At 44.8% G+C, this 14,955-nt stretch carries 8 protein-coding genes and 1 pseudogene; 6 read left to right on the top strand and 3 right to left on the bottom strand.

All coding sequences use genetic code 11. The features are described from left to right. Positions 1-110 precede the first annotated feature (110 nt). From OCV19_RS06225 to OCV19_RS06205, 5 genes are all read left to right on the top strand, one after another. Positions 111-1,412 carry an anaerobic sulfatase maturase gene (locus tag OCV19_RS06225; protein ID WP_065675129.1) on the top strand — a complete coding sequence of 434 codons (1,302 nt, stop codon included), beginning with the start codon at positions 111-113 and terminating at the stop codon, positions 1,410-1,412. Positions 1,413-1,530: 118 nt separating this feature from the next. Further along, the gene (locus tag OCV19_RS06220; protein ID WP_065675128.1) at positions 1,531-4,149 is read left to right on the top strand and encodes a glycoside hydrolase family 3 C-terminal domain-containing protein; all 2,619 of its coding nucleotides are present in this window, start codon (positions 1,531-1,533) and stop codon (positions 4,147-4,149) included. A gap of 189 nt (positions 4,150-4,338) precedes the next feature. Continuing rightward, entirely contained in the window at positions 4,339-5,709 is a 1,371-nt protein-coding gene (locus OCV19_RS06215; RefSeq protein ID WP_065675127.1) for an efflux transporter outer membrane subunit, read from the top strand. After that, positions 5,706-6,998 (top strand): efflux RND transporter periplasmic adaptor subunit, encoded by a 1,293-nt coding sequence (locus tag OCV19_RS06210; RefSeq protein ID WP_065675126.1) that lies wholly within the window; start codon positions 5,706-5,708, stop codon positions 6,996-6,998. The genes OCV19_RS06215 and OCV19_RS06210 overlap by 4 nt, the downstream gene beginning before the upstream one ends. Next, positions 6,991-10,107, top strand: coding sequence for an efflux RND transporter permease subunit (locus OCV19_RS06205; protein WP_065675125.1), 3,117 nt, complete (start codon positions 6,991-6,993; stop codon positions 10,105-10,107). The genes OCV19_RS06210 and OCV19_RS06205 overlap by 8 nt, the downstream gene beginning before the upstream one ends. 288 nt (positions 10,108-10,395) lie before the next feature. On the opposite strand, the gene OCV19_RS24950 is transcribed toward OCV19_RS06205, so the two are convergent. After that, positions 10,396-10,752 carry a transposase gene (locus OCV19_RS24950; protein ID WP_065675124.1) on the bottom strand — a complete coding sequence of 119 codons (357 nt, stop codon included), beginning with the start codon at positions 10,750-10,752 and terminating at the stop codon, positions 10,396-10,398. 204 nt (positions 10,753-10,956) lie between these two features. Beyond that, positions 10,957-11,448 (bottom strand): annotated as a pseudogene (locus tag OCV19_RS06195) (transposase); the annotation flags it as partial. A 146-nt stretch (positions 11,449-11,594) separates the two neighbouring features. Here OCV19_RS06195 and OCV19_RS06190 point away from each other — a divergent pair. Next, complete coding sequence (locus tag OCV19_RS06190; protein ID WP_065675123.1) at positions 11,595-13,277, top strand: aspartate:alanine antiporter; 1,683 nt, start codon at positions 11,595-11,597, stop codon at positions 13,275-13,277. Positions 13,278-13,596: 319 nt separating this feature from the next. On the opposite strand, the gene fabV is transcribed toward OCV19_RS06190, so the two are convergent. Continuing rightward, positions 13,597-14,799, bottom strand: coding sequence for an enoyl-ACP reductase FabV (gene fabV / locus OCV19_RS06185; RefSeq protein ID WP_065675122.1), 1,203 nt, complete (start codon positions 14,797-14,799; stop codon positions 13,597-13,599). Positions 14,800-14,955: the final 156 nt, after the last annotated feature.

The following is a 14,955-nucleotide window of genomic DNA, read 5'->3' as shown; positions in this document are numbered from 1 at the left end:
CACAATAAGTCGCCATTACGGCAACTTCCTCCAAGGTGGAGCAGTGGTAATCACGGATATGGCTAAACAGAACACCACTAATTTAAATATCGATCGACTGAGGAGAAGCAATGACTTCCGCTAATCAATGTCACGTAATGGCAAAACCCAGCAGTTCCGTTTGTAACTTGGATTGTACTTATTGCTTTTACCTAGAGAAGGAAAAGCTTTATCCAGAACGCAAAAGCCAATGGAAAATGTCGGAAAGCACTCTTGAGTTGTACGTCCAACAATATATCGACGCACAAGATGGCGAGCACATTGAATTTGCCTGGCAAGGTGGTGAGCCAACGCTGCTTGGTTTGGACTTTTTCCGCAAAGCCGTTGAATTTCAAAATAAGTATAAAAAACATCACCGCATCACGAATGCATTCCAAACCAACGGCCTTTTATTAAACGAAGAGTGGTGTCAGTTCTTTAAGCAACACAACTTTTTAATTGGTATTTCCATCGATGGACCCGCCCACGTACATGATCATTACCGAGTATCACGTTCAGGCAATCCAAGCCATGCTAAAGTAATGGCCGCTATTGATTTAATGAAGGAACACTCCGTTGATTTCAATACTTTGACAGTTATAAATAACGAAAATGCCAAATATCCAGAAGAAATATATGACTTTCTGGTCGGCATTGGTTCCTCTTATTTACAGTTCATTCCTATTGTCGAACGTGAAGCTCAGACAAAATCAGAAAATGGTTTGTACTTAATCAGCCCAGAACACTCTCAAGAAGCCAAGGTAACCCAATGGTCGGTTGCACCAAAAGCTTACGGTGAATTCCTGAATCGAATTTTTGACCGTTGGGTGAAAAAAGACGTTGGCAAAATATTCGTTAACACTTTCGATTCTACATTGGCAACTTGGTGTAATGAACCGTCTGGTATTTGCGTTCAATCAGAAACCTGTGGTCATGCCTTCATTCTTGAAGCGAACGGTGACATGTACAATTGTGACCATTTTGTTTACCCAGAGCACAAACTAGGCAATGTTCATCAATATAGCATTAAAGAGATGAACCAAACCGATCGCGCCCATCAATTCGGCCAAGCTAAGAAAGACACCCTGACTTTACAATGCAAACAATGCGAATATCGATTTGCTTGCCATGGTGGCTGCCCTAAACATCGCTTTGCCGTCTCTCAGTCTGGTCAGCCGGGTCATAGCTATTTTTGCGAAGGCTACCAAACCTTTTTCAAACACACAGAAAAAGATATGAAGACCATGCGAGACCTCATCAATCGCGGTCGACCAGCATCAGACATCATGTACGTCTACTTGCAAAAACAACTTGCTAGCCACCAATTCACCGGAGGTCGTAATAGCCCTTGTCATTGTGGAAGTGGCAAAAAAACAAAACGCTGTTGCGGGTAACATTCTGTCCTAGCCTCGTTTAAAGAACACGCTAACATTCTTTGTTTAATTCGTTAATGAAGAGCAATCTGACTCTTCATTTTTTTACTCTCAATAGAAACGTTTCAACGGAATCATTATGAAAAAAGTATTACCGCTGTGTTTTGCCGTGTTGAGTACATCGGCACATTCTAGCCCTCCACCAAACGTTAACAAGGATATTCCTTTTTACGATCATACTCTGTCGATTGAACAACGACTCAACGATATCAGTGAACGTTTAACTGATGAAGAAAAAGGACATATGATCACCTTGTGGAATAAAGGTGTTCCCCGCTACGGATTAAAGTCTTTTATGCCAGGCGAAGCTTTACATGGCCTCGCAGCCCCTCGAAATAACGCCGCGACCGTCTTTCCTCAATCCATTGGGCTAGCCGCAACATGGGCGCCAGAAGCCGTTCAGAGAATGGGAGATGCAGTTTCAGATGAAGCAAGAGCGCAGTACCACAATGGCCCAGTATTAAAAGATGGTAAGAAGGGGCCACTCACTTTTTGGTCTCCTGTTATTAATATTGCTCGAGATCCTCGTTGGGGTCGAACACAAGAAGCTTACGGCGAAGACCCTTTAATTAATGGCACAATGGCCAGCCACTATGTACAAGGTCTACAAGGTGATCACCCTAAATACCTGAAAACGGCAGCCGGTGCGAAACACTTCGTCGCCAACAACGAAGAACACAACCGCTTTAACGGTAATGCCAATATTTCAGAGAAGCAGTTACGCGAATATTATTTCCCAGCTTACAAGCAAGTGGTTCAAGAGGCTAATGCACAAATCGTTATGACAGCGTATAACAAGCTTAATAACGAGCCTGCCGTTACCAACACCTGGTTAGTTCGAGACGTGTTGCGTGGAGAATGGGGATTTGATGGCTTCGTGCTCGGTGACTATGGCTCTGTACTGATGACCACTAAAGGTTGGGGAGAGCGTAGCTTCCACGGCCACGACATCTATGACAACTATGTTGATGCGACTGCCGCAGTACTTAATGCTGAAACACTGGATTTTGATAACACCAGGCTTTTCCGCCAGGAAGCGATGACTGCTATCGCTCAAAATAAAACGACCAGTGATCAATTAGACCGAGCATTTAGAAATACAATGCGCGTAGGTTTGAGGCTCGGAATGTTCGACCCAGAAGAGCTGTCGCCATGGAAAGATATCCCGTTTGAAACAATGACGACATTTAAACCACTCGCGCTTGAACTTGCAGAAAAAAGCATGGTTTTGTTACAAAATGAACCCGTGGAGAGCCAGCCCGTATTACCTATCGACAAAACAGCAACAAAATCTGTCGCTATCATTGGCCCTAATGCGAACGTCTTAAACTTCGGCACATACTCTGGCACAGCCAGAAATCCGATCACGCCACTACAAGGCATCCGCGATTACCTTGGTGATGACGTGGACGTCATGTATATCCCATGGACACACAACCAAGGTGAGCTGAACCCAATCCCACTTGAAAGTATTACCTTACTTGATAACCAAGGCCTAGGTGTGTGGACCGCTGATTATTATACTAACCGTAATGGCAGTGGTAGCCCTGTCGCAAATAACACCGTTGGAAATATTGATTTTGACTTTGGCGATCAACCACCGCACAAAAACTTAAACCACGAACATTTCGCCGTAAAATACACAACGACGATCGTTCCTCCGCAAAGCGGCTTGTATACATTGGGGGTAGAATCTCAAGGCTATGAAATGGTGTTTGATATTGATGGTTCCACTATTTTCAGAGACCACGGTAATAACAACGAGCCACTTCGAACGACGACAGAGATTGAATTAGACTCTCAACAAACTTATACCTTCACTGTCCTAGCGATGGAAAAACGCGGCAGCACCGAGCGCTCTGTTAAATTTGGTTGGGAACTACCGTCAGAAGACACGTCCTATGAAGGCGCCGAGCTAGACGCAGCTAAGAAAGCTGATGTCGTCATCGCGGTGATGGGTTTATCGACAGAGTATGAGCGAGAGTCGATTGACCGTACCTCTGAAGGACTACCTTCTGAACAAATTGATTTGCTAAAAAGCATCGTTAAGGTCAATCCAAAAACAGCCGTTGTGTTGCAATCAGGATCTTCTATCGAAAGCCCGTGGTTGAAAAATAACGTTCCTGCCATTTTACAAAGCTGGTACCCAGGCGAACAAGGTGGTGCCGCTATCGCCAATACGCTGTTTGGTGACAATAACCCTGGAGGAAAATTACCGTTAACCTTCGTTAAATCTTGGCAAGATCTCCCTGCATTTAACGACTACGACATTACTAAGGGCCGCACCTACCTTTATTTTGATAAAGAACCTCTATGGGCATTTGGTCACGGACTGAGTTACACCAACTTCACCCTCAAAGATCTTGAGATGAAATCGACCTCAGTAAAAGCAGACGGCACAATCGAACTATCGGTGCAGGTTGAAAATACAGGTGACCTAGCCGGAGACGAAGTGGTTCAAGCCTACATTGTTGACATGTTTGAGCGTAGCGAAAAGCCTAAACAACGACTTAAAGCGTTCCAACGAGTGAGTGTGCCTGCAGGTCAAAGCCAATCTGTCACGCTAAACATTGATGTCTCTGATCTTGCTTATTGGGAAGAATCCACCAGCAGTTGGCAGTTAGGCGACCAATATAAAGTAATGGTCGGTAACGCATCAGACAATCTTGTCCTATCCAAATCTTTCACTATTAAGTGAATATAATCTGGGTGGCAGTACAAGCCGTTTTGTACTAACCCTCGATTAAACGAAAAACATCAGTGGCGAGTGAATTCACTCTGCCACTGATGTAACGAAAAGCCTTTCTATGAGGTCATCATGCACCACAACGGCACACGGCTAAACATCATAATAGTAACTAGACTCCTCACCGTCTCCTTGGGGGCGATGACTTTATTTGGCTGTAGCAAAACAGCCATAGTCGACCCTCAACCTCTATTAGTTGACTACCCTGATAGTTTTAGCGAAACAGGCTTCATTAGCACGAATGATAATTGGTGGCGAGAGTTTAACGACCCAACCTTAAATACCCTGATCAATAAAGCGCTATCAGATAACTATTCTCTACAATCTTTTCAATCTAGGCTAACGAAGGCACGAGCATTAGCCAATGTTGCGGATGCGCGTCGCTACCCTGAACTGATGGCATCAGCCTCTAGCCAAGTCGAGGCGGAACGAGGAAGTTCACATCACGATACTGTCCAGCACTCATCACTATTTACGTCCTTAAACGCAAGTTGGGAGCTCGATTTATGGGGAAGAAATCAGGCACTGTCTGATTCTGCTTTCTATAGCTTGCTCGCGACAGAAGAACAATTCCGTGCATTCAGCGATACATTAGCAGCGAGTATCGCCCGTACTTGGTACCAACTCGTTGAGCAAAAGAAATCCATCGACATACTCAGCATGCAAATATCCAATACCAAGATCATTACTGAAGTCACTGATCATCGATATAAAACAGGCCAAGAAGGTATCAGTGCGGTTTGGCGCCAAGAGCAGCTTCTTGAAAATCTACATTCAAGACAAGCCGCTGCAAAGAGCAATTTCGACGTGTTAACCAAACAACTTAATGTATTGATTGGCAACGTGCCGAACTCTGCCATTGACTTGACAACGTTAGTCTTGCCTATCTATCCCGGATTGCCAATGGCTGGGTTACCCGCCGAATTATTGCAACGACGTCCAGATGTCAAAGGGGCATGGTATCACTATCAATCTTATGAAATGAGTTCAGATGCAGCCGCAAGTGCTCGTCTCCCCAACATCACGTTGAGCAGCCAACTTCAATCAAGCGATATGTTAGACAGCATCGACCTGTGGCGCTTAGGGCTAGGTATTCGAATAAATGCACCGCTTTTCAACGCTGGCAAACTGAAGAACCAGCAGAAAGCGGCCGAAGCTGATGCTCAAAGCGCACTCCACCAATATACCCAAATCGTCGTCGAAGCCATCGCTGAAGTAGAAGTGAGCCTTTTAAAAGAACAACAGCAACAAGCTACTCTGCAGTCGCTAAAACGCCAAACTAAGCTCGCTTCCAACACCTTGGATGCCGAAGCGATTCGTTACAGCCTTGGCGCACAAGGCTATTTAGATGTACTCAATGCTCAAGAACGGTTATTCACCCTAGAACAACAGTCATTAGTTGCAGAACGGCAGTTGTTACTTAGCCGTATCACCACTTATCAGTCACTAGGCGGTCACTCCTCTATTCAACCACGCCCGAGTTACCCCGCACACGATGAGACATTAAAATGAAAACCAAGGTTCAACACCAGCCATCACAACTCTCACAGCGCATCAGAATCGCTCTAAAGGTGTTACTACCCTGCTTCATATTGATCGCTGGGGTATTCATCACCTCTCATTTTTTAGAGGGCAAACCACCGGGTCGAACGCGAGTTGGAGAGCCACCAAAGCGCGCTGTCGACATCGCGCCCATTTTATTTACTCAACAGACACCCAGCATCAGAGTCAGTGGCGAAGTAGAGCCGACATTGTCGGTTAACCTGCGATCTCAATTACGGGGTATCGTCACCGACGTCAATGCTCAACTCCTGCCTGGTGGTTTTGTTTCTAAAGGCGAAAAGCTGCTTAATATTGATTCACGAGAACATGAGTTAGCGGTACTTGAAGCAAAAGCAAACCTTGCCCGCCAACAAGCATTATTCCAAGCCGAAGACGGGCGTAGGAAAGCAGCCGAAATTGAATATAAACTTTCAGGAAGACACTTATCTCCTGAACAATTAACGCTAGTACTTAGGGGACCGCAATTAGCTCAAATAAAAGCTGAATTAGCAAAACATGAAGCGTTGTTGCAACGGGCTGAGCTGCAATTATCACGTACGTCCATTTATGCCCCTTTTGATGCACAGATCGCTGATATGACCTTGTCGAAAGGTGCACTACTTAGAGACAACACTTCGCTTATTGACCTCGTCGCAACCGATTCATTTTATCTCAAAGTCAGTGTTCCGGCCTCGCAACTTCGTCTTATCGATGTTCCTAAAACGTACACTAAAACCAAAGCAGGGACTGAGTGTTTAGGCGCGTCTGTCACCATAAAAAACCCTAACGAATGGCAGTACAATCAATCACGAAAAGGTTGCGTCGTGAGCCAGCTACCCAACCTAGATAGCCAAATTAAATCCGCCTCTCTACTAATTGAAATCCATGACCCATTAGCAATACAACCAAAGAACGCCCAGCAACCTCAAGTACTACTTAACGCCTTCTTACAAGCTGAGATAGACACTAAACCCTTCGACAACGTTGTCAAAGTACCCCGTCGTTACCTAGAAAAAGGTCAATCTATCTGGGTGATGGATGAACAACATAAATTAGCCTCACGAAATGTATCGATTGCCTTTCGCGAACAAGATTACGTGCTAATTGATAAAGGACTAACCCAAGATGAATACATTGTCACTACACCTATCCCCGGCGCAGTCTCAGGTATTCAGCTAGAAGCACGAAACCTCGCGCAGTTTGAATCACATAATAACCAAACCGCCGCGAATGAAATAGGAGCACAGGGCCATGAGTAACGCCAAAGGCGCCATCGCTTGGATGGCGAACAACGTCGTCACCGCTAACCTCCTCATGTTGTTTTTCATCATTGGTGGGTTACTCATGTCATGGCAGATAAAAAAAGAGGTCTACCCAAATTTTCAGCACAATTCTATTCGTATATGGGTGCATTATCCCGGTTCAACTCCGCTAGAAATGGAACAAGGTGTCACTCTGCCTATCGAAAACGCTATCAGTGGCATAGAAGGCATTAAAGAAGTTCATGGTTGGGCAAACTCAGCAGGTACGAATATAACCGCAGAGCTTATCAATAACGTCAATGTTGACCGTGTGCTTAGAGAAGTGGAAAGTGCCGTCAATGCTGCCTCTCTCCCAGATGGTGCGGAGAAACCTAACATTTCCCGAAAACAGACACGTGACGAGTCCATGGAGCTCATTTTGTACGGCGATGTTAGTCCGGTTGCACTCAAAGAAATGGCAACAGAGCTGAGAAGTATGTTGCTCTCAGCTCGTGACGTCACTCAAGTAGAAATTGCAGGTTTTCCCAAATACCAAGTTCAAATTCAAGTAGATAGCCACACCTTACAGCAATATGGACTTACCATTGATGAAGTTGCCAATAGTGTAAGACGTCACTCCGTCAATCAATCCGGTGGAAGAATTGAAACCTCTGGCGGAGACATTCTGCTACAAATTGATGAGAGTCGAGGGTGGGCAAAAGAATTTGATGACGTCATCGTCAAAAAGACATCTTCCGGTGCCACATTAAACATCGAGGATATTGCTCACGTCCAAGACGGGTTTGCCAATAGGCACAACCGCTTTTATTATAACGGGCAGCCTTCTGCTAGCATTCGTATTTATCGCGTCGCAGACCAAACCCCCGTCTCCATTTCAAAATCCGTTCATGCGTTAATGCCCGAACTCACCTCGTCTTTGTCACCAGGCATGAGTATCGACATCGTTAATGACGATGCCATTATTTATGAACAGCGTATGGAATTACTGCTAAAAAACGCCTTTAGCGGCCTTGTCCTAGTGCTCATTGTCCTCACGCTATTTTTGGACGTCAGACTGGCATTTTGGGTCACAATGGGAATTCCTACTTCGTTTCTCGGAGCGATGTTGTTCCTGCCTGGTATGGATGTGTCCATCAACATGATTTCCATGTTTGCCTTCATCATCGCACTAGGCATCGTCGTCGATGACGCCATTATCGCGGGGGAGAATATTCATGAGAAAATGAGTCAGGGAATGAATTTTATTGATGCCGCGATTATTGGTGCCAAAGAGATTTCCGTCCCGCTCACGTTCAGTATTTTGACCAATATCGTCGCCTTCATCCCTATTTGGTTTCTTCCCGGAACACTTGGACTGACATTTAAAGTTATCCCCATCGTTGTTGCGACCGTATTTGTCATCTCGTGGGTAGAAACGCTCTTTATCCTTCCTGCTCATGTCGCACACATAAACAATAAAACGCAATCGGCGTGGATACGACCGTTTCACTGCGTTCAGAGCAAAGTTGATACACTCCTGCAACGCTTTATTAAGCGATGGTACGTCCCAGCCCTACGTCGGCTATTACAATGGCGTTACCTCGTCATTGCTATTGCTATTGTATTACTCAGTGCCTCTATCGCGTTTGTTTCAGGAGGACACATGGGCTTTAGTACCATGCCTCGTGTAGAGGCTGAATTTTCCGTCGCACGCGCTTTTATGCCTGTTGGAAGTTCAGCAGACGAGGCACATCAGGTTCGAGAACAGCTCGAAAATGCGGCTCAAGAGGTCATCGCAAACAATGGCGCTGCTGAGCTCGCCAAAGGGGTAGCCACTCAAATGTGGAGCCGTGACGGTGAATTTGTCATTATATCGAGGATCTTCTTACAGCCTTCGGAAATTCGTAGTCTGTCTACACGAAAAGTATCTCTACTTTGGCGCACAGCCACTGGTGATATACCGCAAGCCAATGCCGTGCGCTTTTCTGCTACCGGTAGTGGACCGGGTGCTGACGTTGCCGGTGTCACGTTAGAACTCACCCATAGAAATAGTGATATGCTTGCCGATGCCTCCGAAGCACTAGCGACATCACTAGAAGGCTATCATGGCGTAGTTGATATAGAGAACAGCTTAATGTCTGGTAGCCAACAAATTTCACTCAAATTACTACCTGAGGGAATTCGTATGGGACTGACGGAACAAAGCTTAATTCGTCAGGTTAGGTACGCATTTAATGGCGTACGAGCAATACGACAACAACGTGGCAGTGATGAAGTTGACGTCATGGTGCAATTGCCAGAATCACAACGTTCCAGCGTCTATCATTTGGAGCAATTGCCTATTAGAGTTGGGCAGCAGTACATCCCGTTATCCCAAGTTGCAGAAATACATAGGGAATATTCAGCCTCCGCGATACACCGCAGGGACAACCGCCGCCGTGTAACCGTAAGCGCCGATATTACACCCTCTTCTGAATCGATGGCGCTCTCGCAGACATTGTCTAGAGAAGTATTTCCTCAGCTAAAAGCTCAATACCCAGGCTTAGTGATTGGATTTCGAGGAGACCAAGCAGAACAGAAAGAAAGCATGGCCTCACTAGCCGTCAATGGCGCACTGGTCGCCCTAGCCATATATTGCCTACTCGCCATCCCATTTAGGAGCTATCTACAACCTCTCATTATAATGTCGATTATTCCTTTTGGTCTTATTGGCGCGGTTTTTGGGCACCTACTTTTGGGTTACTCTATGAGCATTGTCAGTTTACTGGGTATCTTGGCATTGAGTGGGGTAGTTATTAATGACAGCTTGATTTTAGTTAATGAAGTAAATCGACATCGAACGCAAAAAACTGAGGTATTTTTAGCTATCATCAAAGGAAGTTCACGACGCTTTCGCCCGATTATATTAACGACACTGACAACCTTTGGTGGCTTAGCCCCCATGATATTTGAAACAACCAATCAGGCTAAACTCATGATTCCCATGGCGATATCGCTAGGGTTCGGCATTTTAGTTGCTACACTCATCACGCTAATTCTTCTGCCATGCTTGTACGCAGCATTGGAGGATTTAAAAGCATTGTTTAGCCGCCAAGACAAGCTAACTCACAGTGATGAAATACATTAAATAGCCCTCACATACTGTAGTGGTCAACAAATTCCGGACACTGACTTAAGCTGATTTTTGGTATTTACTGGCGACGGCCCATCATTTGCTTGATGAGGCCGTTGCCGATTGTAGTAACTCATAAGGTAATGGCTGATGTCTTTCTTAGCTTGGGCTTATGTCAGGTAACCTGTTGCTGGTATCTACGCGGTTTTCAAGCTTCTAAATATCCGTTCCATGGGAGCATTGACACTCCTATGTCAACACTTATGTCATAACAGAAAGATCTTTCAATATAATGGGGAAAGTTCACGAACAATATAGCTTTTCAAACACCTTTGTGTTTCTTTTATCGAAAGTCCCTCTCCGCTTCTCCTCGCTACATATAATTTTGTATAGGAGATCACTTCTCATTCTTATCAAAACTGCTGTCCATAATGCATTATTGTCCTCTCTTGCTCCCCTACGGCTTAGTCGGTTTCGGGATGTCTGTCCTGACGAAGCTTGTAGCGAACTCATTTCGCAAAGTACTGCAAATGCAGACTCTTTGCCTAATCTCTGCTGGTTACCACCTGCTGTAACCAACAATGTAGCAGCTACACATGGTTCAATACCGCACTGCTCCAATAATGTTGAGGTACTTTCTTTAGTGAACTGTTGTAACATCTTGCTTATTGTATGCAGTTCATTGGAAAGGCATTGCCATCAATGAGCTAGCATCTTAAGTGCTGATATTAGTGCGTATGAAAGAAGATCTTTGGAAGTAGATTCAAGCGATAGGCAAGCTTGAATGCATTGAAACGTCGAAGGAACGTAGCACATTTAATTTAATACAGTCAGGCGCGTTGATCTTTGCTGTGCACCTCATGTTCAGCAATACATCGGTAGCCACATTAACATGAATACTAGCGATAACATGCTGATATAATTACTTTCTAGGATACCATATCCAATTGAAATAGCTCGATAATGCTTAATTCTCGCAAAGGCATTCTGGACCAAGTGATGATACTTGTATAAACACCAACCCATACTGCCTTTGTCTATATTTTGTCCGTAGTTTCGTTTAGCAATTACCGTTTCTCCGCCACGCTCCTTAACAAAACAACGGAACGGAACGGTTCACTGTCATACCCTTTATCACAAGCGATATTATTAACTTCATCGAGTTATTCAACTAAGCTTCCTGCATGTACTATGTCGTGGCGTTGACCTTCTGATAAATCCAAGCAAATCAGTAAGCCGCCACTATCCACGGCTAAATGAATTTTCGTTGAATAGTGCCCCCATTGTTTTTCCTATTTGTTCCAAGCTTTCAATAGCTGCGCCCGTGCTATGTTGATTTGCTCGGACAATAGAACCTTTTTTATGACCAGTTTTCATACGGAATAAGAATAAGGTCAAAATCAAGTAAATTAGCAAAATATTGCTTATAATTTATTTATATTTAGATACAATCCACCTCTCAAACTTACCCTGTGTTCCACGCCAATTATTGAGCGACCACCGTGAATATCGACGTTGTTTTTCTGTTAGAACAAAACCCCATTCTCCTCATCTTTGTTGTTTTATCGATTGGATTAGCCATTGGTAAAATTCGTTTCGGTAGCCTCCAACTTGGTAATTCAATCGGTGTTTTGATTACTTCCCTTATCATGGGACATCTTGGCTTTTCTTTTAACGCCGATGCGCTCACCATTGGTTTCATGCTGTTCATCTATTGTGTTGGCATTGAAGCCGGACCAAACTTCTTCGGTATCTTCTTAAGAGACGGTAAGCACTACCTCATTCTGAGCCTTGTGGTACTTTCTACCGCAATTGCCCTAACCTATTTCAGTAGTCATTACCTTGGCCTCGGGTTTGGTTTATCTGCAGGCATGATGGCGGGTGCCTTAACAGCAACGCCGATATTGGTAGGTGCTCAAGATGCTCTGAATTCTGGGCTTGCAGAATTACCAAGAAATATGGATTTGAGCCTGATTATCGAGAACCTATCAGTGGGTTACGCGATGGCTTACTTGGTTGGTTTAATCAGTATGATTATGTTTGCCCGCTTGATTCCAAAGCTTCAAAAAGTAAACCTACACGACTCGGCAGAGCAAATAGCCCAAGAACGCGGTTTAGGTGCTTCAGGTCAGCGTAAGGTTTACCTACCCATTATTCGTGCTTATCGAGTGGGCCCAGAGCTTATCTCTTGGACTGACGGTAAGAACCTGCGAGAACTGGGCATCTATCGCCAAACAGGCTGTTACATCGAGCGTATTCGACGTAATGGTATTCTTGCCCATCCAGATGGTGATGCCATTCTGCAAGAAGGCGACGAGATCGCACTGGTTGGTTTCCCAGATAGCCACGCTCGTCTAGACCCAAGCTTCCGTAATGGTAAAGAGGTTTTCGACCGTAACCTTCTCGATCTTCGTATCGTGGAAGAGGAGATTGTCGTTAAGAGTGACAGCATCGCAGGTAAGCGCCTATCCGACTTGAACCTATCTGAATACGGCTGTTTCCTTAACCGCGTAGTACGTGCTCAAATTGAAATGCCGATGGACTTAAATATCGTGCTTTCTAAAGGCGATGTCCTGCAGGTGAGTGGCGAAAAGAGTCGCGTTCACGGTCTAGCTGAGAAAATTGGTTTCATCTCAATCCACAGCCAAATGGCGGATTTGATGGCCTTCTGTAGCTTTTTCATTCTGGGTATTTTGTTTGGTTTGATCACCATGACATTCGGTCAGGTGTCGTTTGGCTTAGGTAATGCGGTTGGCCTGCTTTTATCCGGCATCATGCTTGGCTTCTTAAGAGCAAACCACCCTACTTTCGGTTATGTGCCTCAGGGGGCATTGAACATGGTCAAAGACCTGGGTTTGATGTTCTTTATGGTCGGTATCGGCTTGAGCGCCGGTGGTAAGATGTTTGAACACTTAACGCAAGTAGGCCCTCAGGTCATTGGTATTGCTCTGGTCGTCAGCGTCTTGCCAGTATTCTTTGCGTACTTGGTTGGCGCTTACGTATTGAAGATGAACCGAGCTCTGTTGTTTGGTGCGATCATTGGCGCGCGAACTTGCGCTCCAGCGATGGACATCGTAAATGACCACGCTCGCTCAACCATTCCAGCTCTGGGTTACGCAGGTACTTACGCGATAGCCAATATATTGATGACCTTAGCAGGTACCTTCATCATCATCATTAGCTAGCTTATTCAGCGTTATAAATTAGATATTTTAAATGCACTAGTTCTTGTTTGGATTAGTGCATTTTTTATGACTTCTTTTCTTTCACTTGTTCTTAGAGATCGTCGAACCTCGAACTCCGTATCTGCTCTTAAATCTCTTCGAGTCTCGACATCCGAATCTCTCATCCGCTCTTAAAGCTCTTCGCATCTAGCCACTCGAATCCCGCATCTGATCTTAAATCTCTTCGCATCCCGTATCTGCTCTTAAATATCCGAGCTAAATAACAGACAAAAAAATAGGCGCTCAGTGAGCGCCTATTTCATTTTTATTCGATTGTTTGTTAGATGTCAGCTACATCAAATTCGACAGCTGGGTTAACGTCAGCTTCGTAATCAACGCCTTCAACACCGAAACCGAACAGCTTCAAGAATTCTTCTTTGTACTCTACGTAGTCAGTCAGTTCTTTCAGGTTTTCAGTTGTGATTTGAGGCCATAGGTTACGACAATGATCTTGAATGTCTTCGCGAAGTTCTAGGTCATCTAGACGTAGACGGTTCACTTCATCTACTTCTGCTGCGCTGCCGTCTTCTTTGTATAGACGTTGGCTGAACATACGGAAGATCTGTTCCATACAACCTTCGTGAATACCTTCTTCACGCATCTTCTTGAACACCATCGCGATGTAAAGAGGCATAACAGGAATCGCAGAGCTTGCTTGAGTCACAACAGACTTAAGAACAGCAACGTTTGCAGTACCGCCAGTTTGGCCTAGTTTCTCGTTAAGCGCTGACGCTGCACGGTCTAGATCCATCTTAGCTTTACCTAGCGCGCCATCCCAGTAGATTGGCCACGTTAGTTCAGTACCGATGTAGCTGTAAGCAACAGTTTTACAACCGTCAGCTAGAACACCCGCTTCAGATAGAGCGTTGATCCAAAGTTCCCAATCTTCACCGCCCATTACAGTAACAGTGTCTTTGATCTCTTCTTCAGATGCAGGCTCAACACTTGCTTCGATGATCATGTCTTTGTTGGTATCAACAGCCGTTGATGTGTACGTTTCACCGATAGGTTTCAGAGCTGAACGAATAACTTCGCCAGTCTCTGGCATTTTACGCACTGGAGACGCCAGTGAGTACGCAACCATATCGATTTGACCTAGATCTTCTTTGATCAGGTCAATCGTTTTCTGTTTCGCTTCGTTAGAGAAAGCATCGCCGTTCAGGCTTTTTGAATACAGGCCTTCTTCTTTAGCTAGCTTGTCGAACGCTGCTGAGTTGTAAAAACCAGCTGTGCCCGGCTTTTTCTCAGTACCGGCTTTCTCGAAGAAAACACCGATAGTTGAAGCGCCGCCACCAAATGCAGCCGCAATACGTGAAGACAAGCCGTAGCCACTTGAAGAGCCAACAACTAGTACACGTTTAGGTGCGTTTGCGATTGGGCCTTGAGCTTTTGTGTAAGCAATTTGTTCTTTTACATTAGCTTCACAACCGACTGGATGTGTTGTAGTACAGATGAATCCGCGAATTCGAGGTTTGATGATCATATTCAACTTCCTTAAAAAATCAGGTTAAGGATAAAAGTTTCGTACGCAAATGGCATCTAATTTCTGTAAAAATGTGGTGAAAATGCAAGTGGTTGGAGCACTCAGCGAATATTTGCTGACTAAGTCACCATTTGTTAACGCATCTATTGCGACTTC

The sequence above is a fragment of the Vibrio celticus genome (genome assembly GCF_024347335.1).
Taxonomy (GTDB): Bacteria; Pseudomonadota; Gammaproteobacteria; order Enterobacterales; family Vibrionaceae; genus Vibrio; species Vibrio celticus.
Note: the sequence above shows the minus strand (reverse complement) of the source record. Positions and strands in the feature narration are given on the sequence as shown.